The sequence below is a fragment of the Enterobacter sp. MGH119 genome (assembly GCF_001037675.1).
In the GTDB taxonomy this organism is placed as follows: Bacteria; Pseudomonadota; Gammaproteobacteria; order Enterobacterales; family Enterobacteriaceae; genus Enterobacter; species Enterobacter hormaechei_C.
In genome coordinates, this window is record NZ_KQ089930.1 from 602718 (window position 1) to 621806 (window position 19089).

At 54.7% G+C, this 19089-nt stretch carries 26 protein-coding genes; 13 read left to right on the plus strand and 13 right to left on the minus strand.

What is annotated here, in order from left to right; translation table 11 throughout:
• Positions 1-9: 9 nt before the first annotated feature.
• The 4 genes from cgtA to rplU form a co-directional block, all read right to left on the minus strand.
• Complete coding sequence (cgtA, locus tag SK53_RS14260; RefSeq protein ID WP_003861823.1) at positions 10-1185, minus strand: Obg family GTPase CgtA; 1176 nt, start codon at positions 1183-1185, stop codon at positions 10-12.
• A gap of 15 nt (positions 1186-1200) precedes the next feature.
• Positions 1201-2166 carry a DMT family transporter gene (locus tag SK53_RS14265; protein ID WP_003861826.1) on the minus strand — a complete coding sequence of 322 codons (966 nt, stop codon included), beginning with the start codon at positions 2164-2166 and terminating at the stop codon, positions 1201-1203.
• A gap of 95 nt (positions 2167-2261) precedes the next feature.
• Positions 2262-2519, minus strand: a complete 258-nt coding sequence (gene rpmA / locus SK53_RS14270; protein WP_003861831.1) for a 50S ribosomal protein L27 — start codon at positions 2517-2519, stop codon at positions 2262-2264.
• 19 nt (positions 2520-2538) lie between these two features.
• Complete coding sequence (gene rplU / locus SK53_RS14275; RefSeq protein WP_003025032.1) at positions 2539-2850, minus strand: 50S ribosomal protein L21; 312 nt, start codon at positions 2848-2850, stop codon at positions 2539-2541.
• Positions 2851-3107: 257 nt separating this feature from the next.
• Here rplU and ispB point away from each other — a divergent pair, with 257 nt between their 5' ends.
• Together ispB and sfsB are read left to right on the plus strand one after the other, a co-directional pair.
• The gene (gene ispB / locus SK53_RS14280) at positions 3108-4079 is read left to right on the plus strand and encodes an octaprenyl diphosphate synthase (protein ID WP_003861833.1); all 972 of its coding nucleotides are present in this window, start codon (positions 3108-3110) and stop codon (positions 4077-4079) included.
• A 228-nt stretch (positions 4080-4307) separates the two neighbouring features.
• Complete coding sequence (gene sfsB / locus SK53_RS14285) at positions 4308-4595, plus strand: DNA-binding transcriptional regulator SfsB (protein WP_017382732.1); 288 nt, start codon at positions 4308-4310, stop codon at positions 4593-4595.
• A 63-nt stretch (positions 4596-4658) separates the two neighbouring features.
• On the opposite strand, the gene murA is transcribed toward sfsB, so the two are convergent.
• The 7 genes from murA to mlaF form a co-directional block, all read right to left on the minus strand.
• Positions 4659-5918 carry a UDP-N-acetylglucosamine 1-carboxyvinyltransferase gene (gene murA / locus SK53_RS14290; protein ID WP_006812128.1) on the minus strand — a complete coding sequence of 420 codons (1260 nt, stop codon included), beginning with the start codon at positions 5916-5918 and terminating at the stop codon, positions 4659-4661.
• Between the two features lie 50 nt (positions 5919-5968).
• Positions 5969-6223, minus strand: coding sequence for a BolA family iron metabolism protein IbaG (gene ibaG, locus SK53_RS14295; RefSeq protein WP_003861840.1), 255 nt, complete (start codon positions 6221-6223; stop codon positions 5969-5971).
• A 126-nt stretch (positions 6224-6349) separates the two neighbouring features.
• Complete coding sequence (gene mlaB, locus SK53_RS14300; RefSeq protein ID WP_003861843.1) at positions 6350-6643, minus strand: lipid asymmetry maintenance protein MlaB; 294 nt, start codon at positions 6641-6643, stop codon at positions 6350-6352.
• Positions 6643-7278, minus strand: a complete 636-nt coding sequence (gene mlaC / locus SK53_RS14305) for a phospholipid-binding protein MlaC (RefSeq protein WP_003861845.1) — start codon at positions 7276-7278, stop codon at positions 6643-6645. The genes mlaB and mlaC overlap by 1 nt, the downstream gene beginning before the upstream one ends.
• An 18-nt stretch (positions 7279-7296) precedes the next feature.
• Complete coding sequence (gene mlaD / locus SK53_RS14310) at positions 7297-7845, minus strand: outer membrane lipid asymmetry maintenance protein MlaD (RefSeq protein WP_003861847.1); 549 nt, start codon at positions 7843-7845, stop codon at positions 7297-7299.
• A 4-nt stretch (positions 7846-7849) separates the two neighbouring features.
• Entirely contained in the window at positions 7850-8632 is a 783-nt protein-coding gene (mlaE, locus tag SK53_RS14315; RefSeq protein ID WP_003861848.1) for a lipid asymmetry maintenance ABC transporter permease subunit MlaE, read from the minus strand.
• Positions 8633-8639: 7 nt separating this feature from the next.
• The gene (gene mlaF, locus SK53_RS14320; RefSeq protein WP_003861850.1) at positions 8640-9452 is read right to left on the minus strand and encodes a phospholipid ABC transporter ATP-binding protein MlaF; all 813 of its coding nucleotides are present in this window, start codon (positions 9450-9452) and stop codon (positions 8640-8642) included.
• A gap of 227 nt (positions 9453-9679) precedes the next feature.
• On the opposite strand from mlaF, the gene SK53_RS14325 reads away from it, so the two are divergent.
• The 11 genes from SK53_RS14325 to npr all read left to right on the plus strand — a co-directional run bounded on the left by SK53_RS14325 (position 9680) and on the right by npr (position 17599).
• Positions 9680-10657: a calcium/sodium antiporter gene (locus SK53_RS14325; RefSeq protein ID WP_003861852.1), complete on the plus strand. Its 978-nt coding sequence runs from the start codon at positions 9680-9682 to the stop codon at positions 10655-10657.
• Between the two features lie 13 nt (positions 10658-10670).
• A complete protein-coding gene (gene kdsD, locus SK53_RS14330; RefSeq protein ID WP_003861853.1) occupies positions 10671-11657 on the plus strand; it encodes an arabinose-5-phosphate isomerase KdsD in 987 nt (328 codons plus the stop codon).
• A 14-nt stretch (positions 11658-11671) separates the two neighbouring features.
• Positions 11672-12238 (plus strand): 3-deoxy-manno-octulosonate-8-phosphatase KdsC, encoded by a 567-nt coding sequence (gene kdsC, locus SK53_RS14335; RefSeq protein WP_003861856.1) that lies wholly within the window; start codon positions 11672-11674, stop codon positions 12236-12238.
• The gene (gene lptC, locus SK53_RS14340; protein ID WP_003861858.1) at positions 12235-12810 is read left to right on the plus strand and encodes an LPS export ABC transporter periplasmic protein LptC; all 576 of its coding nucleotides are present in this window, start codon (positions 12235-12237) and stop codon (positions 12808-12810) included. Before kdsC ends, lptC begins: the two co-directional genes overlap by 4 nt.
• On the plus strand, positions 12779-13333 hold the full coding sequence (gene lptA, locus SK53_RS14345) for a lipopolysaccharide ABC transporter substrate-binding protein LptA (protein ID WP_003861860.1): 555 nt from the start codon (positions 12779-12781) through the stop codon (positions 13331-13333). Before lptC ends, lptA begins: the two co-directional genes overlap by 32 nt.
• A 6-nt stretch (positions 13334-13339) precedes the next feature.
• Positions 13340-14065, plus strand: coding sequence for an LPS export ABC transporter ATP-binding protein (gene lptB / locus SK53_RS14350; protein ID WP_003861862.1), 726 nt, complete (start codon positions 13340-13342; stop codon positions 14063-14065).
• Positions 14066-14112: 47 nt separating this feature from the next.
• A complete protein-coding gene (rpoN, locus tag SK53_RS14355) occupies positions 14113-15546 on the plus strand; it encodes an RNA polymerase factor sigma-54 (protein ID WP_003861864.1) in 1434 nt (477 codons plus the stop codon).
• A 22-nt stretch (positions 15547-15568) separates the two neighbouring features.
• Entirely contained in the window at positions 15569-15856 is a 288-nt protein-coding gene (gene hpf, locus SK53_RS14360; protein ID WP_003861866.1) for a ribosome hibernation promoting factor, read from the plus strand.
• 82 nt (positions 15857-15938) lie between these two features.
• The gene (gene ptsN, locus SK53_RS14365) at positions 15939-16430 is read left to right on the plus strand and encodes a PTS IIA-like nitrogen regulatory protein PtsN (protein ID WP_003861869.1); all 492 of its coding nucleotides are present in this window, start codon (positions 15939-15941) and stop codon (positions 16428-16430) included.
• A 45-nt stretch (positions 16431-16475) separates the two neighbouring features.
• Entirely contained in the window at positions 16476-17330 is an 855-nt protein-coding gene (gene rapZ / locus SK53_RS14370) for an RNase adapter RapZ (protein WP_003861870.1), read from the plus strand.
• Entirely contained in the window at positions 17327-17599 is a 273-nt protein-coding gene (gene npr / locus SK53_RS14375; protein WP_003861872.1) for a PTS phosphocarrier protein NPr, read from the plus strand. Before rapZ ends, npr begins: the two co-directional genes overlap by 4 nt.
• A gap of 39 nt (positions 17600-17638) precedes the next feature.
• On the opposite strand, the gene mtgA is transcribed toward npr, so the two are convergent.
• Both mtgA and elbB read right to left on the minus strand, forming a co-directional pair.
• Positions 17639-18364, minus strand: a complete 726-nt coding sequence (mtgA, locus tag SK53_RS14380; protein ID WP_032660497.1) for a monofunctional biosynthetic peptidoglycan transglycosylase — start codon at positions 18362-18364, stop codon at positions 17639-17641.
• Positions 18361-19014 (minus strand): isoprenoid biosynthesis glyoxalase ElbB, encoded by a 654-nt coding sequence (elbB, locus tag SK53_RS14385; RefSeq protein ID WP_003861876.1) that lies wholly within the window; start codon positions 19012-19014, stop codon positions 18361-18363. Before elbB ends, mtgA begins: the two co-directional genes overlap by 4 nt.
• Between the last annotated feature and the right edge of the window lie 75 nt (positions 19015-19089).

Consider the following 19089-nt stretch of genomic DNA (forward strand, 5'->3'; position numbering starts at 1 on the left):
ATACAGGGGTTAGTGCTTGTAGATGAACTCGACGCCTTCTTCGTCGTCTTCATCCCAGTCATCGTCCCAGTCTTCATCATCTTCTTCCGCTTCCAGCTCTTCGAGCTGCTGGCGGTGGTAGTCATCCCACATGAATTCGACTTTTTCAGGCTGTTTCGCCTCTTCTGCCTGAACAACCGGATTCTCGATGATAAAGGTCATCACATCCCAGCAGAGATCTTTCACGCCAACCTGGCTGGCGGCAGAGATCAGATAGTACTTATCTTCCCAACCCATCGCTTCGGCAATCGCTTTAGCTTTCGCTTCAGCTTCCGCTTTGTCCATCAGGTCGATCTTGTTGAATACCAGCCAGCGCGGTTTTTGCGCCAGTTTTTCACTGTATTTCTCCAGCTCGCCGATAATGATACGAGCGTTTTCAACCGGATCGGAACCATCGATTGGATCGATGTCGATGAGGTGCAACAGTACGCGGCAACGCTCAAGGTGCTTCAGGAAGCGAATACCCAGACCGGCGCCTTCTGCAGCCCCTTCAATCAGACCCGGGATGTCAGCGACCACGAAGCTCTTCTCGTTATCCATACGGACAACGCCCAGGCTCGGTACCAGCGTCGTAAACGGATAATCTGCCACTTTTGGTTTCGCCGCAGAGACCGCACGGATAAACGTCGATTTACCGGCGTTTGGCATGCCCAGCATCCCCACATCCGCCAGCAGCATCAGTTCCAGTTGCAGGTCGCGCTTATCACCCGGGGTACCCATGGTTTTCTGACGCGGGGTACGGTTAACGGAAGATTTGAAACGGCTGTTACCCAGACCGTGCCAGCCGCCTTTCGCCACCATCAGGCGCTGACCGTGTTTGGTCATATCACCCATGGTTTCGCCCGTACCCTGATCGATGACACGCGTACCCACCGGCACTTTGATCGTCACGTCTTTACCGCGTTTACCGGTACAGTCGCGGCTCTGGCCGTTCTGGCCACGCTCGGCGCGGAAAGATTTTTCGAAACGGTAGTCGATCAGCGTGTTGAGGTTTTCATCCGCCTCCAGCCACACGTCGCCACCGTCCCCACCGTCACCGCCGTCAGGACCGCCACGAGGAATATATTTTTCACGGCGGAAGCTTACACAACCGTTACCGCCATCACCTGCCACGACCAGGATCGTCGCTTCATCAACAAACTTCATTTTACTCTCCGTAACTCATTCGCCTGAGCGGGGGACTATTACAACCGCTTCATTTTTGCGCCAACGCCCCCAGAGACGATGACCAATGGCGGAATACATCGCGCCCGCAACCACGACAAACGCACCGAGATAACCCAACAGGTTGAGCATCGGCTTGACGAAGACATCGGGCCAGGCCATTGATAACAAATCTGAAAATAACAGCGTAAACAGCGGGGTAAGCGTGATTAAGGCGCTCACCTGTGCTGCCTGCCAGCGCGCCATGGCTTCAGCCAGCGCGCCATAACCGACCAGCGTATTCAGCCCACAAAAAATGAGGCACGCCAGTTGCCAGTCGCTGAGCTGGGTAATTACACCCGGCTTCGCTAAAGGCAATAATGCCAGTGTACACAAAGTGTACAGCAAAAAGAGGATCTGCTGTGAGGCAAGACGGCGCAATAACACCTTTTGCGCGACGCCATAACTCACCCAGACCGTTGCTGCGCCCACCCCAAAAATGACACCCCAGGTGTAATCCGTCAGGCGGGTAAAAATCTCAATCAGGCTGGTGTTAAAGAACATCACCAGCCCGCAAAGCAGCATACTTGCCCCGATGATCTGCGTGCCGCGCATCTTCTCCTTGAGGATGAATACGCTGGCGACCATCATGCCGACCGGTGAAAGCTGACCAATCACCTGCGACGCTGTAGGGCTAAGATATTGCAGGGAAGAGCTGAACAGAATGAAGTTACCGAACAGACCGCCCGTCGCGATAGCCAGTAACACCAGCCAACGCGGTTTTCGAAAGATGCGCAGCGGTGGCAGCTTACCTTTGACGGCCAGAATGGCGCCCAGGCCTATGCTTGCCATCAGGAAGCGATAAAACACCACCGTCGGTGGCTCCATGACTTCCAGTACCTGCTTCATTGCAATTGGCAGCGCACCCCAGCACATTGCGGTAGTGAGCGCCAAAAGAATACCAATGCCGGCCTGCTGCTTCATGCCCGTTTTCCCTACAGAAAATTTTCCGGGTTTCCAATGTAAAAAGCCCCGCAACACGTTGCGGGGCTTTAATCCGTTACCGGACCGAGAAAACCTTACTCAGCAACGATGCTGATGTATTTACGGTTGTTCGGGCCTTTAACTTCAAATTTCACTTTACCGTCTGCTTTAGCAAACAGAGTGTGGTCACGACCGCAACCTACGTTGGTACCCGCGTGGAACTTGGTGCCACGCTGACGAACGATGATGCTACCCGCCAGAACGGATTCGCCACCGAAACGCTTAACGCCCAGGCGTTTAGCTTCTGAATCGCGACCGTTACGTGTGGAGCCGCCAGCCTTTTTATGTGCCATTTAAATCTCTCCTCAGGTCTTAGGCGCTGATGCCAGTAATTTTCACATCAGTGAACCACTGACGGTGGCCCTGCTGCTTACGATAGTGTTTACGACGACGAAACTTAACGATTTTAACTTTCTCGCCACGACCGTGAGCAACAACTTCAGCTTTGATAACGCCGCCATCAACGAAAGGAACGCCGATTTTGACTTCTTCACCGTTTGCGATCATCAGAACTTCAGCGAACTCAACAGATTCGCCAGTTGCGATGTCCAGCTTTTCCAGGCGAACGGTCTGACCTTCGCTTACTCGGTGTTGTTTACCACCACTTTGGAAAACCGCGTACATATAAACTCCGCTTCCGCGCACATCCTCGTATGATTCAGAGTGCGCTATAAATATTCACAATAGGGCGCGAATATTACGCAAAACGCGAGCCTTTGACAAGTGCTACCATCAATACATGAAGAAAAAAAACACAACACGTACGGTAACGTTTATCTGAGCCGTTTTTTCAGTACAATCAGCAATACTATTTATAAACCGAAACCCTTTGTGTACCCATCTCGTGTGGGATAAACAGGATAAAAAGCCCGGCTTTTGCGATGAATTTAGAAAAAATCAATGAGTTAACCGCGCAAGATATGGCGGGTGTGAATGCAGCAATCCTGGAGCAACTCAACTCTGACGTTCAGCTGATCAATCAGTTGGGCTATTACATCGTCAGCGGCGGCGGTAAACGTATTCGTCCGATGATTGCCATTCTGGCCGCACGCGCGGTTGGCTATCAGGGAAATGCCCATGTCACGATCGCGGCGCTGATCGAATTTATCCACACCGCCACCCTTCTTCACGACGATGTTGTGGATGAATCAGACATGCGTCGTGGCAAAGCCACCGCCAACGCCGCGTTTGGTAATGCGGCAAGCGTTCTGGTAGGCGATTTTATCTATACCCGAGCCTTCCAGATGATGACAAGCCTTGGCTCGCTGAAGGTGCTGGAAGTGATGTCAGAAGCCGTGAACGTTATCGCTGAAGGTGAAGTCCTACAGCTGATGAACGTCAACGACCCGGACATCACCGAAGAAAACTATATGCGGGTGATTTACAGCAAGACCGCACGTCTGTTCGAAGCCGCCGCGCAGTGCTCTGGCATTCTGGCTGGCTGTAGCGAAGCGGAGGAAAAAGGCCTTCAGGACTATGGCCGTTACCTCGGCACCGCGTTCCAGTTGATTGATGATTTGCTGGACTACAGCGCGGATGGCGAAACGCTCGGTAAAAACGTCGGCGATGACCTGAACGAAGGCAAGCCAACGCTGCCGCTGCTCCACGCGATGCGCAATGGTACACCAGAGCAGGCGAAAATGATCCGGGAGGCTATCGAGCAGGGAAATGGACGCCATCTTCTGGAACCGGTACTGGAAACAATGGCAATCTGCGGCTCCCTGGAATGGACGCGTCAGCGCGCTGAAGAAGAAGCGGACAAAGCCATCGCCGCTATTCAGGTCATTCCCGACAGCCCATGGCGTGATGCGCTAATCGGCCTCGCGCACATCGCCGTCCAGCGCGACCGTTAATCCCTCATCATCTCCCTGCCCCTACGCAGGGAGACTCCAGTACGCTCCAGTAAATTACATTTACGCGTAAGCCCATCGGGTTACAGGCCGTATGTATAAAGCCGTGCCTTATTCTGAATATTGCTTCTCGTAACATGAACTTTTTAGAACAGATGTTCGAAGTGAGTATAGTAATGCTGTCTTTTCACACGAAACGACGTGGACGATAACGAACACAAGGACAGCATTATGGATACAAAATTCATCGACTGGCATTCTGCTGACATTATTGCGGCACTGCGTAAAAAAGGAACTTCGCTGGCTGCCGAATCACGTCGTCATGGGCTGAGCTCGTCGACGCTGGCAAACGCCCTGACCCGCCCATGGCCGAAGGGGGAACTGATTATCGCGACGGCGCTGGATACGCATCCGTGGGTGATATGGCCGTCACGCTACCACGATCCCATCACCCATGAATTTATCGACAGAACGCGCATGATGCGCCAGAGCAAAACGAAGAAAGCGCATCAGGACTGATGCACCAGAATTGACAAGAACAGCAATCCCCCGGCCTGTTCTGGCAGGGGGGTGCCGGAATGATTACTCGCCCTTCACACGCTCGATATTTGCACCCAGCGCGCGCAGCTTATCCTCAATACGCTCGTAACCACGATCGATGTGGTAGATACGATCGACAACGGTAGTCCCTTCCGCAATACAACCTGCCAGTACGAGGCTCGCAGATGCGCGCAGATCGGTCGCCATCACCTGCGCACCGGACAGTTTTTCAACGCCGTGGCAAATTACCGTGTTGCTTTCAATCTCAGCATGCGCACCCATACGGATCAGTTCCGGTACGTGCATGAAACGGTTTTCGAAGATGGTTTCCGTGATGAAGCCCGTGCCTTCGGCCACCAGGTTCAACAGCGTGAACTGTGCCTGCATATCCGTCGGGAATGCCGGATGTGGCGCAGTACGCACGTTAACGGCTTTAGGACGCTGCCCGTGCATATCCAGGCTGATCCAGTCTTCACCGATTTCAATGTCCGCACCCGCATCGCGCAGCTTCGCCAGCACCGCATCCAGGGTATCCGGCTGGGCGTTACGGCAGACAATCTTACCGCCAGAAATGGCCGCGGCCACCAGGAAAGTGCCGGTTTCGATACGGTCTGGCAGTACGCGATACACACCGCCACCCAGACGTTCAACGCCTTCGATGGTGATACGGTCTGTGCCCTGCCCGCTGATCTTCGCTCCCAGCGCGACCAGGAAGTTCGCGGTATCCACGATCTCCGGCTCACGGGCGGCGTTTTCGATGATGGTAGTGCCTTCTGCCAGCGTAGCAGCCGACATGATGGTGACCGTTGCGCCCACGCTCACTTTGTCCATGACAATGTGCGCGCCTTTCAGACGACCATTGACGGATGCTTTAACGTAACCCTCTTCCAGCTTGATCTCCGCGCCGAGTTTTTCCAGCCCGAAGATATGCAGGTCAACGGGACGCGCGCCGATAGCGCATCCGCCCGGCAGTGAAACCTGTCCCTGACCGAAGCGCGCCACCAGCGGACCAAGCGCCCAGATGGACGCACGCATGGTTTTCACCAGCTCATACGGCGCTGAGAAGTTGTTCACGTTGCTGGCATCGATCCAGACGGAACCGTTACGCTCCACTTTGGTGCCCAACTGGCCGAGCAACTTCATGGTCGTGTCGATATCTTTCAGCTTCGGTACGTTCTGGATCTCTACCGGCTCTTCTGCGAGCAGCGCAGCGAAAAGAATGGGCAGCGCGGCGTTTTTAGCGCCAGAAATTGTGACTTCGCCCTGGAGACGCGTAGGTCCCTGTACACGAAATTTATCCATCGTTTGCTCTCTTATAAATTCAACCGTGCTGCGGGCGTTTCGCCCTCAGCTCAAAAACCGTTTAGTTTGCGATCGCGTGCCCACTCCTGTGGGGTGAACGCTTTAATCGACAGGGCGTGGATGCGGTTATCCGCAATGTATTCCATCAGCGGCGCGTACACAGCCTGCTGTTTCTTCACGCGACTCATTCCGTCGAACATCTCACCCACAGCAATAACCTGGAAGTGACTGCCATCGCCAGAGACGTGGGCTTCCTGAAGGGAGAGTGCATTCATCAGCACAGTCTGGATTTCATTATTTTCCATGGGGTCTACATCATCTGATAGTGAAAACAAGCTCAACATCTTAGAGCAAAGTGGCGCGGTCTTAAACAAGCAAAAAGCCCCGACGCGTAAACTGTCGGGGCTTTCAGAAGTAACGTACTGAAAAAATTAGCGAGGTAATACGTCTTCGGGCAAATTGTAAAGCTGTGCAAGGGTAATCACGTTATCGCTTACCCCCGTCAGGGTGACGCTACTCCCCTGCTTTTTGCCCGTGGCCACCAGGTGCGCCAGCAGGGCGATACCGGCGGTATCTACCCGCGTGACGCCATGGAGATCAATCAGCGTCACGCCCTGCATCGCGTTATGGCGAGCGTCCCACAGCGGGTTAAGCAGATCCTGATCCAGCTCTCCCGTCAGCGTCAACGTCTCGCCGTCACGCGCCCAGCTAAGCTGCTGTGACATTACTTCTTCTCGTCCAGGGTAATTTTCTGACGAGAGATGGACTGAAGCTGAGCCGTCAGGCCATCAATGCCTTTAGTGCGCAGCAGATCGCTCCACTCGTTCTGTTTAGTGGTGATCATGCTGACGCCTTCAGCGATCATGTCGTACGCCTGCCAGTTTCCGGTCTGACTGTTTTTACGCCACTGGAAGTCCAGACGAACCGGTGGACGACCGTTTGGATCGATAATCGTCACGCGAATAGGAATGATAGTGGCATCGCCCAGCGGTTGTTCAGGGGCAATCTGATAGGTCTGCCCGTGATACATCGCCAGCGCCTGGCCGTAAGCCTGTTTCAGGTATTCACGGAACGCCGCAAAGTAAGCCTCGCGCTGCGCCGGGGTCGCGTCTTTGTAGTAACGGCCCAGCACCAGTGCGCCCGCGTACTTGATCTGCACATACGGCAGCAGCTCCTGATCCACCACATCACGTAGATAATCAGGGTTAGAACGGATTTTTGGCTGTTCGTTTTTAAGACGGTCGAAGGTTTTCTTCGCGGCCTCATTCATCAGTTTGTACGGGTTACTCTGATCCGCAGCGTGCGCCGCGGTAAGAGGGGCAATGACCAGCATGGCAACCATTAACAGTCGTTTAAACATGAATAACTTCTCCTGAAATTAATTCGTCGCGCCTGGCGTCGGTTCGACGTTGGTGTGGTCTTCACTCTGCGCAGGGGCATCGTCAGACTTTTTATCATCCCCTTTACTGTTGTAAAGGAACTGACCAATCATATCTTCCAGCACCATCGCTGACTTGGTATCCTGGATTACGCTACCGTCTTTAAGGATAGTCGTTCCCAGCTCAGGATCTTCAAAACCAACGTTAAGGGCCAGATATTGCTCCCCCAGCAGGCCAGAGGTGCGGATAGAAAGCGAGCTGGTGTCCGGAATGTGGTTATAGCGCTCTTCGATATCCATCGCGACGCGCGGCAGATAGGTTTTCTCATCAAGCGTAATGTCGGCGACACGTCCGATAACGACGCCACCAATACGCACCGGTGAGCGCGCTTTCAGGCCGCCGATGTTATCGAAAGTCGCGTAGATACGGTACGTCGGCTCGGCGCGAACAGAGGTGATGTCCGCCGCTCGCAGGCAGATGAACAGCGCGGCCAGCAGCGCCAGAAGCAGAAACACGCCAACCCAAATTTCATTTTTTCTCGTTTGCATGAACTCAATTCCCAAACATCAGTGCGGTGAGCACAAAATCCAGACCTAAAACGGCCAGCGACGAATGTACGACAGTACGCGTCGTTGCACGGCTAATGCCCGCCGACGTCGGAATGGCATCGTAACCATTAAACAACGCAATCCAGGTAACCGTCACAGCGAAAACCACGCTCTTGATCAGACAGTTCACCAGATCCATCCGCAGATCGATGGCGTCCTGCATGGCAGACCAGAAGAATCCGGCATCAATGCCTTTCCAGTTAACGCCAACCAGCGCGCCTCCCCAGATACCTACCGCCACAAAGAGGATAGTCAGTAACGGCAAGGAGATAACCCCGGCCCAGAAGCGCGGCGAGATCACCCGGCGCAGCGGATCGACTGCCATCATCTCCATACTGGAGAGCTGCTCGGTGGCGCGCATCAGGCCAATTTCCGCAGTCAACGCTGACCCGGCACGCCCGGCGAACAGCAGCGCGGCAACCACCGGCCCGAGTTCACGCAGCAGCGAGAGCGCCACCAGCATGCCAAGGCTGGTTTCCGCGCTGTAGGTTGTCAGTACCAGATACCCCTGCAACCCCAGCACCATGCCAATAAACAGACCCGACACGATGATGATAAGCATCGACAGCACGCCGACGTTATAGAGCTGCCGCACCAGTAACGGCGCATGCTTGCGGAACTCCGGTTTGCCGACCAGCGCGTTGAACAACATTAATCCGGCACGCCCGAACGTACTGATGGTTTTTAGGCCACGGTGTCCAAGACCCGCCAACGCATTTAACAGCATGAGTGGCTTAACTCCCTATTCCCAGTAAATCGTCATGATAGTCGCCCGCCGGATAGCGGAAAGGCACCGGCCCATCTGCGATACCGTCCAGGAACTGCCGCACGCGCGGATCGCCATTCTCCTGCAACGCCTGCGCGCTGCCGTGGGCGACGATCTTTTTGTCAGCCACAATATAGGCGTAATCAGCGATACTCAGCACTTCCGGCACGTCGTGGGAAACCACCACGCAGGTGACGCCAAGGGCGCTGTTCAGCTCCGAAATTAACTTCACCAGCACGCCCATGGTGATGGGGTCCTGCCCGACGAACGGTTCATCGAACATGATTAAATCGGGTTCCAGGGCAATAGCACGCGCCAGCGCGGCGCGGCGCGCCATCCCACCCGAGAGTTCGGACGGCATGAGTTTCGCAGCCCCCCGCAGCCCCACGGCTTCAAGCTTCATCATCACCGTGCTGTGCAACAGCGCAGGAGGAAGATGGGTGTGCTCACGCAGCGGATAGGCCACGTTGTCAAAAACGTTCATATCGGTGAACAGCGCACCCGACTGAAAGAGCATGCTCATCCGTTTGCGAACCGTGTAGAGGCGCGAGCGAGACATCGCCGGGACGTTTTCGCCGTCGAAGAGAATTTCGCCGCTGTCAGGGGGGATTTGCCCGCCGATAAGACGCAGCAACGTGGTTTTACCGATCCCTGACGGCCCCATGATGGCGGTGATTTTACCGCGCGGCACGGTCAGCGAAATATCATCAAATATTAACCGGTTGCCGCGAGAAAAACTGACGCCCCGGACATCGACTATATTCGCCATCGTTTGGCTCATTTATGGTTCCTTACTTACCTTGCTTCACGGCTGGCATGAAGCGTAAATCAGCCCTAAACCCCGCATTTTTACAGAATATTCACTATTGGGGTTAGCGAAAGCTGGCATTTGTTTTACTTTTCCGGCGCATAAAGTCAAAATTAGGAATTCGTCACGTCTCAGACTTCATCTGGCGCTAAAATTCGTGCGCAGTGGACCAGCGAGTATACCTGAAGAAAGGACTTTTGATGCTTTTAGCAACAGCACTGTTAATAATTGGTTTACTGTTGGTGGTCTACAGTGCTGACCGTTTGGTCTTTGCCGCATCCATTCTCTGTCGACTCATTGGCATGCCGCCCATCATTATCGGCATGACGGTGGTCAGTGTAGGCACATCGCTTCCTGAAATCATCGTTTCTGTTTCAGCCTCGTTGCATGGCCAGGTTGACCTCGCTATCGGCACCGCGATTGGCTCTAACATCGTCAATATCTTGCTGATTTTAGGCTTAGCCGCATTACTGCATCCATTTCGCGTACATTCCGATGTTTTGCGTCGTGAATTGCCGCTAATGTTAGTCGTCAGTCTGCTGGCGGGCTATGTGCTTTATGACGGGGTGCTGAGCGTCGGTGACGGTATATTCCTGCTCGCCCTGGCCGTGATCTGGTTGCTTTACAGCGTGAAGATCGCACGTCTGGCGGAAAAACAGGGTAACGATAGCCTCACGCGTGAGCACCTCGCCGAGCTGCCCCGGGAAGGGACCTTACCCGTCGCCCTGCTGTGGCTGGGCGTCGCGCTGATTATCATGCCAATGGCCACGCGGATGGTGGTCGATAACGCGACGGTGCTGGCGAACGCGTTTGCGATGAGCGAACTGACAATCGGTCTGACGGTCATCGCTATCGGCACCAGCCTGCCAGAGCTGGCTACCGCCATCGCCGGGGCGCGTAAAGGGGAAGATGATATCGCCATCGGCAATATCATTGGCTCGAATATTTTCAATATCGCGATCGTGACGGGGCTGCCGGCATTAATCTCACCGGGGCCGTTTAACCCTATGGTTTTCACGCGCGATTACGGTGTGATGCTGCTGGTCAGCGTGATTTTCGCCCTGCTCTGCTGGCGGCGAAAAGAGCAGATCGGCAAAGGCGCGGGCGCGCTGCTGACGGGTGGATTTATCGTATGGCTGGCGATGCTGTACTGGCTCTCGCCACTTCTCTCTGGGTAAACGGAAACGCATTATGTCGCAAATAGAATTGCAGCCGGGTTTTGACTTTCAGAAAGCAGGCAAAGACGTTCTGGAGATTGAACGTGAAGGTCTGGCGCAGTTAGATCAGTACATTAATCAGGATTTTAGTCTGGCCTGTGAGAAGATGTTCTACTGCGCCGGTAAAGTCGTGGTGATGGGGATGGGCAAATCCGGCCATATCGGGCGCAAAATGGCGGCGACCTTTGCCAGTACCGGCACGTCGTCATTCTTCGTTCATCCCGGTGAAGCCGCGCACGGTGACCTCGGCATGGTTACGCCGCAGGACGTGGTTATTGCGCTGTCCAACTCCGGGGAATCGAATGAAATCCTGGCGTTGATCCCGGTGCTGAAGCGTCTGCACGTACCGCTGATTTGCATGACCAGCCGCCCGGAAAGCAGCATGGCGCGCGCGGCGGATATTCACCTGTGCGTGAAGGTGCCTAAAGAAGCCTGCCCGCTGGGGCTGGCGCCGACCTCCAGCACAACCGCCGCGCTGGTGATGGGCGATGCCCTTGCCGTTGCGCTGCTGGAAGCCCGCGGTTTTACGCCAGAAGATTTCGCCCTGTCTCACCCCGGCGGCGCGCTCGGGCGCAAACTGCTGCTGCGGGTTAACGATATTATGCACACCGGGGATGAGATCCCGCACGTCAGCAAAGAGGCCTCTTTGCGCGACGCGTTACTGGAGATCACCCGTAAAAACCTGGGCATGACGGTTATCTGCGACGATCTGATGAAGATTCAGGGCATTTTCACCGACGGCGACCTGCGCCGGGTATTCGATATGGGTGTGGATGTCCGAACGCTGGGCATCGCTGATGTAATGACACCAGGAGGGATCCGCGTCCGTCCGGGTACGCTGGCGGTAGATGTACTGAACCTGATGCAGTCCCGTCATATTACCTCAGTGATGGTTGCCGATGGCGACCAACTGCTGGGTGTGGTACATATGCATGATCTGCTGCGCGCTGGCGTAGTGTAATGAAGGATAAGACAATGAGTAATGCGGGTGCATCCCTTGCAACCTGTTATGGCCCGGTGAGCGCCCACATGATGTCAAAGGCGGAAAATATCCGCCTGCTGATCCTCGATGTGGATGGTGTGCTCTCCGACGGTCTGATTTATATGGGCAATAACGGCGAAGAGCTGAAAGCCTTTAACGTTCGCGACGGTTACGGTATCCGCTGTGCGCTCACGTCCGGTATTGAAGTTGCAATCATCACCGGGCGGAAAGCTAAACTGGTAGAAGATCGGTGTGAAACGCTGGGCATTACGCATCTCTATCAGGGACAGTCTGATAAGATGGTAGCCTTCCGGGATTTGCTGGGAAAACTGGCCATTGCGCCAGAGAATGTGGCATACGTCGGGGATGATTTGATCGACTGGCCAGTCATGGCGGAGGTGGGTCTGAGCATCGCCGTGGCTGACGCGCACCCGCTGCTGATCCCGCGTGCTGATTACGTTACCCATATTCACGGTGGCCGTGGCGCCGTCCGTGAAGTCTGCGATCTGCTTCTGCTGGCGCAGGGCAAGCTTGATGAGGCGAAAGGGCAATCGATATGAGTAAAACCAGACGTTGGGTTATCATTCTGCTTGCGCTTGTCGCCCTGATACTGATTGGCGTAAATCTCGCTGACCGCGATGATACGCAAGCGGAAGTGGTTAACACGAGCGACCCGACCTATAAAAGCGATCACAGCGACACCGTGGTCTATAGCCCGGAAGGTGCGCTGAACTATCGCCTCGTTGCTCAGCATGTAGAATATTTTTCAGATGACGGCACCTCGTGGTTTACCCAGCCGGTCCTGACCACCTTTGATACGGACAAAGTGCCGACGTGGTCAATCAAGTCTGACCGGGCAAAACTGACAAATGACCGTATGCTTTACCTGTATGGTCACGTTGAAGTCAACGCCCTGACCGCTGACGCGCAACTGCGAAAAATTACGACGGATAACGCCCAGATCAACCTGGTCACCCAGGATGTCACGTCGCAGGATTTAGTCACCCTGTATGGCACAACATTTAATTCCAGCGGTTTAAGAATGCGCGGGAACTTACGCAGCAAAAACGCCGAGCTGATTGAAAAGGTTAGAACCTCCTATGAAATTCAAAACAAACAAACTCAGCCTTAAAGTTGTTATCGCCAGCGCGCTGCTGGCGGCCAGTCTTCCCGCGCTTGCTGTGACTGGCGACACCGAACAGCCGATTCATATTGAATCCGATACCCAGTCTCTGGATATGCAGGGTAACGTCGTCACCTTTACCGGCAACGTCGTTGTGACCCAGGGCACCATCAAAATCAACGCCGACAAAGTGGTCGTTACCCGTCCGGGCGGCGAGCAGGGGAAAGAGATTATCGATGGTTATGGCAACCCGGCCACCTTCTACCAGATGCAGGACAACGGCAAGCCGGTGAAAGGCCATGCCTCGCATATGCACTATGAACTGGCGAAGGATCTGGTCATCCTGACCGGTAATGCTTACCTGGAACAGCTGGACAGCAATATCAAAGGCGACAAGATCACTTATCTGGTGAAAGAGCAGAAAATGCAGGCCTCCAGCGAAAAAGGCAAACGCGTCACGACCGTGCTTGTGCCTTCGCAGTTGCAGGACAAGAACAACGGTCAGGCTCCGGCAAAGAAAAAGAGTAACTAATTCGTTATGGCAACTTTAACTGCAAAAAACCTCGCGAAAGCGTATAAGGGCCGCCGCGTCGTCGAAGATGTCAGTCTGACCGTCAACTCCGGCGAAATCGTGGGTTTGCTTGGCCCTAACGGCGCGGGTAAAACTACGACCTTCTACATGGTAGTGGGCATCGTCCCGCGTGACGCCGGCAACATCATTATCGATGATGAAGATATCAGCCTGCTGCCGCTGCATGCCCGCGCGCGTCGTGGCATCGGCTATCTGCCGCAGGAAGCGTCTATCTTCCGCCGCTTAAGCGTGTTCGACAACCTGATGGCCGTGCTCCAGATCCGTGACGATCTGACCAGCGAGCAGCGCACTGACCGTGCGAACGAGCTGATGGAAGAGTTTCATATTGAACACCTTCGCGACAGCCTCGGTCAGGCGCTGTCCGGTGGTGAACGCCGCCGCGTTGAGATTGCGCGCGCGCTGGCAGCAAACCCGAAATTTATCCTGCTGGATGAACCGTTTGCGGGCGTTGACCCCATCTCCGTTATCGATATCAAACGTATCATTGAACACCTGCGCGACAGCGGGCTTGGCGTACTGATCACGGACCACAACGTTCGTGAAACGCTGGCGGTGTGTGAGCGCGCCTACATAGTGAGCCAGGGCCATCTGATTGCCCACGGTACGCCGCAGCAAATCCTCGAAGATGAGCATGTTAAGCGCGTGTACCTTGGGGAAGACTTCAGACTCTGATAGGGTAGAGGTTAAGTCACGCCGAACCGGAGAAAAACGCTCTGAACATGAAGCAAGGTTTGCAATTACGGCTCAGCCAGCAACTGGCCATGACGCCGCAGCTCCAGCAGGCAATCCGTCTGTTGCAGCTGTCCACGTTAGAACTCCAGCAGGAGCTCCAGCAGGCGCTGGACAGCAATCCGCTGCTGGAGCAGACCGATCTTCATGACGAGGTAGACGCCCAGCAGACGCAGGACACAGAAACGCTCGACTCCGTAGATGCACTCGAACAGAAAGAGATGCCGGACGAACTGCCGCTGGATGCCAGCTGGGATGAAATCTACACCGCGGGTACCCCTTCCGGGACGCGTGCAGACTACCAGGACGATGAACTCCCGGTCTACCAGGGCGAAACTACCCAATCGCTTCAGGACTACCTGATGTGGCAGGTGGAGCTGACGCCTTTCTCCGATACCGATCGCGCCATTGCCACCTCGATTGTCGATGCCGTTGACGACACGGGCTATTTGACCGTGACGCTGGACGAGATTCTTGAAAGCATCGGCGATGACGAGATTGAACTGGAAGAGATCGAAGCCGTCCTGAAACGCGTTCAGCGTTTCGACCCGATTGGCGTCGCCGCGAAAGATCTGCGTGACTGCCTTCTGATCCAGCTTTCGCAGTTTGCTAAAGAGACACCGTGGATTGACGAAGCCCGGCTCATCATCAGCGATCATCTGGATCTGCTGGCGAACCACGACTTCCGCACCCTGATGCGCGTCACGCGCCTGAAAGAAGAGGTGCTGAAGGAAGCGGTGAATCTGATCCAGTCGCTCGATCCGCGTCCGGGGCAGTCGATTCAGACCAGCGAACCGGAATATGTCATTCCCGATGTGCTGGTGAGAAAACACAATGGCCGCTGGGTCGTTGAACTGAACGCCGACAGCATTCCTCGCCTGCAAATCAACCAGCAATACGCCTCCATGTGCACCAGCGCCCGTAACGACGCTGATAATCAATACATTCGCAGCAACCTTCAGGAAGCACGCTGGTTGATTAAGAGTCTGGAGAGCCGTAATGACACGCTGCTGCGCGTCAGCCGCTGTATTGTCGAACAGCAGCAGGCATTCTTTGAGCAGGGCGAAGAGTTTATGAAACCGATGGTGCTGGCGGACATAGCCCAGGCCGTCGAGATGCATGAATCAACCATTTCCCGCGTGACCACGCAGAAGTATCTGCACAGCCCACGCGGTATTTTTGAGCTTAAGTATTTCTTCTCCAGCCACGTGAACACCGAAGGCGGCGGCGAAGCCTCGTCGACGGCCATTCGCGCACTGGTGAAGAAGTTGATCGCCGCGGAGAACCCCGCGAAGCCACTCAGTGACAGTAAGTTAACCACCATGCTGTCCGATCAGGGTATTATGGTGGCACGTCGTACTGTCGCGAAGTATCGAGAGTCTTTATCCATTCCGCCGTCTAACCAGCGTAAACAACTGGTTTGACACAACCGATAAGGAAGACACTATGCAGCTCAATATCACCGGACATAACGTCGAGATTACTGAGGCTTTACGCGATTTTGTAAACACTAAGTTTGCGAAACTCGAGCAGTATTTCGAGAGGATCAACCAGGTCTATGTTGTGTTGAAAGTGGAGAAAGTGACGCATATCTCGGATGCGACCCTGCACGTCAACGGAGGGGAACTCCATGCCAGTGCGGAAGGGCAAGACATGTACGCGGCTATCGACGGCTTGATTGATAAGCTTGCGAGACAGCTCAATAAACATAAAGATAAACTGAAACAACACTAATTGTCCGGGCAGTTAACGGGTGCAGGACGGCCTGTTGTGAAACACAACAGGCCATTTGTACAGTTAGCGCTTAGGTGAAATTATGATAAACAACGATTCCGCTCTTCAACTGAGCAATGTCCTTAACCAGGATTGTACCCGCAGTGGCGTTCACTGCCAGAGCAAAAAACGTGCGCTGGAAATCATCAGTGAGCTGGCCGCAAAACAGCTGGGTCTGCCGCCGCAGATCGTGTTTGAAGCCATTCTGACTCGTGAAAAAATGGGCAGTACCGGCATCGGTAATGGCATTGCGATCCCGCATGGCAAGCTGGAAGAAGATACGCTGCGTGCCGTGGGGGTGTTTGTGCAACTGGAAACGCCTATCGCTTTTGACGCCATTGATAACCAGCCTGTGGATCTGCTCTTCGCGCTGCTGGTTCCTGCCGATCAGACCAAGACCCACCTGCACACGCTGTCGCTGGTTGCCAAACGTCTGGCGGATAAAACCATTTGTCGTCGACTGCGCTCAGCCCAAAGTGATGAAGAGCTTTATCAAATTATCACTGAAGCAGAAGGCAATCAGGATGAGGCATAATCGGGAAAGGGCCTTCAGAACGGCTGCCCTGAGGAGAAACGGAACATGGTGCTGATGATCGTCAGCGGTCGTTCGGGGTCCGGGAAGTCCGTGGCTCTGCGCGCGCTGGAAGACATGGGATTTTACTGTGTAGATAACCTGCCGGTAGTGTTGTTACCCGATCTGGCGCGGACGCTGGCGGACAGGCAAATCTCTGCCGCCGTCAGTATTGACGTGCGTAACATGCCGGAATCGCCGGAAATCTTCGAGCAGGCAATGAACAGCCTGCCGGAATGCTTCTCGCCTCAGCTCTTGTTCCTGGACGCTGACCGCAACACGCTGATCCGCCGTTACAGCGATACACGTCGTTTGCATCCGCTCTCCAGTAAAAATCTTTCGCTGGAAAGCGCCATCGATAAAGAGAGCGATCTGCTTGAGCCGCTGCGTTCGCGGGCCGACCTGATTGTCGACACCTCTGAAATGTCCGTCCACGAGCTGGCGGAAATGCTGCGTACGCGCTTACTCGGCAAGCGCGAGCGTGAACTGACGATGGTGTTTGAATCCTTTGGCTTTAAGCACGGCATACCTATCGATGCGGATTACGTTTTTGATGTGCGTTTCCTGCCGAACCCGCACTGGGATCCGAAACTGCGTCCGATGACTGGTCTGGATAAGCCGGTGGCGGCGTTCCTCGACCGACACACAGAAGTACACAATTTTATCTACCAGACGCGAAGCTACCTTGAGCTATGGTTACCTATGCTGGAAACAAACAATCGCAGCTACCTGACGGTGGCGATTGGCTGTACCGGCGGTAAACATCGTTCGGTCTACATTGCCGAACAGCTGGCCGATTACTTCCGCTCACGCGGGAAGAACGTTCAGTCCCGTCATCGCACGCTGGAAAAACGCAAAACATGACCGTAAAACAGACCGTCGAAATCACCAATAAGCTGGGCATGCATGCGCGCCCGGCGATGAAGCTGTTTGAGCTGATGCAGGGTTTTGATGCTGAGGTGCTGCTGCGCAACGACGAGGGAACCGAGGCAGAAGCCAATAGCGTGATCGCCCTGCTGATGCTGGATTCTGCCAAAGGCCGCCAGATTGAAGTTGAAGCCACCGGCCCGCAGGAAGAAGAAGCGCTGGCGGCAGTGATTGCCCTGTTTAACGCCGGGTTTGACGAAGACTAACGTTCGCCATGTCGGCGGGTAGCGCTGCGCTTACCCGCCCTACATAAGATTATTTCGCTCCATAAACCCTTCCCCACCCAACTGACGCATCTGGCGCATAATCCACGCCTGGCGGCTTCGCACGTAGCCTGACGGGGTGCTGGCCTTAAAACGCAGCGGGTTCGGCAGCACGGCGGCAAGGAGTGCCGCTTCGGACATAGTCAACCTGCTGGCGGGCTTGCCAAAATAGCGCTGCGATGCCGCTTCGACGCCAAACACGCCGTCACCAAACTCCGCGATATTCAGGTAGACGGTCAAAATGCGTTTTTTGCTCCACACCGTCTCGACCCCCAGCGTCAGCCCGGCCTCCAGCCCTTTTCTTACCCAGCTGCGACCGTCCCATAAGAACAGATTTTTTACCGTCTGCTGAGAAAGCGTTGACGCGCCGCGGACGCGGTTTTCATGACGTTCATTATGATCCAGCGCCTTCTCAATAGCCGCCACGTCAAAACCCCAGTGCTCCGGGAATTTCTGATCTTCTGCCGCAATGACCGCCAGCCCCATCCACGGGGAGATTTCATCCATGCCGACCCAGTCTGAGTGGGCAACATAGCCAAAATCACCCAAGAGCCAGGCGCTAATCTGCCGCTCTGCCATCACGGCGGAGAACGGGACGGGCAGGATGCTGAACAGCGCAATGCCTCCGCCCCAAAAAACGGCCAGGACCAGCACAATACGCAGCAGGATCCGTTTTAACCACCCGCCAGGGGATAATTTACGACTCATTCGGTAAGAACCAGCACTCTGTCCACCAGCTTTTCAATGCCTGCGGCAGCCTCAGCGATATTCTGCGCCAGCATATACGCCGGCGTGGTGATGATTTTATTGTCCTCATCCACCACAATGTCGTCTACCGGGCATGGCACGTGCTCGCCGCCCATATCCTCGATAATTTCAGCGGTATCAATGTCGGTTCCGATCGTGAGCCGCAGCGGGAAATCAAAAATTTTCGGCAGCATGGCTGGCGCAATACAGATAAAGCCCTGCGGCTTACCTGCTGCATGCATCGCCAGCGATAGCGCTTTCAAATCGGGATCGACATGGCACGCCGCGCCTTCTGTTGCAAACGTGCTCAGGTTTTTTGCCGCGCCAAAGCCGCCCGGCACGATGAGCGCATCAAGTTCAGCGGCATCGGCCTGTGCCAGCGGATGAATATCTCCACGCACAATACGTGCCGCTTCAATCAGCACGTTACGGCTTTCCGCCATTGGCTCGCCGGTAAGATGATTCATTACGTCTGCTTGAGTTTTATCCGGCGCGAAGCAGAGAACGTCTGCCCCCTGCCGCGATAATGCCAGCAGCGTTAATACGGTTTCATGTATCTCTGAACCATCGTAAACGCCACATCCGCTCAGCACGACACCCACTTTCTTCATTCTGACGATCCTTCTAAGCAACTCGCTGAAGCACATTAAAAATTCTGATTAAAACGCTATGCTTCACACATTTCA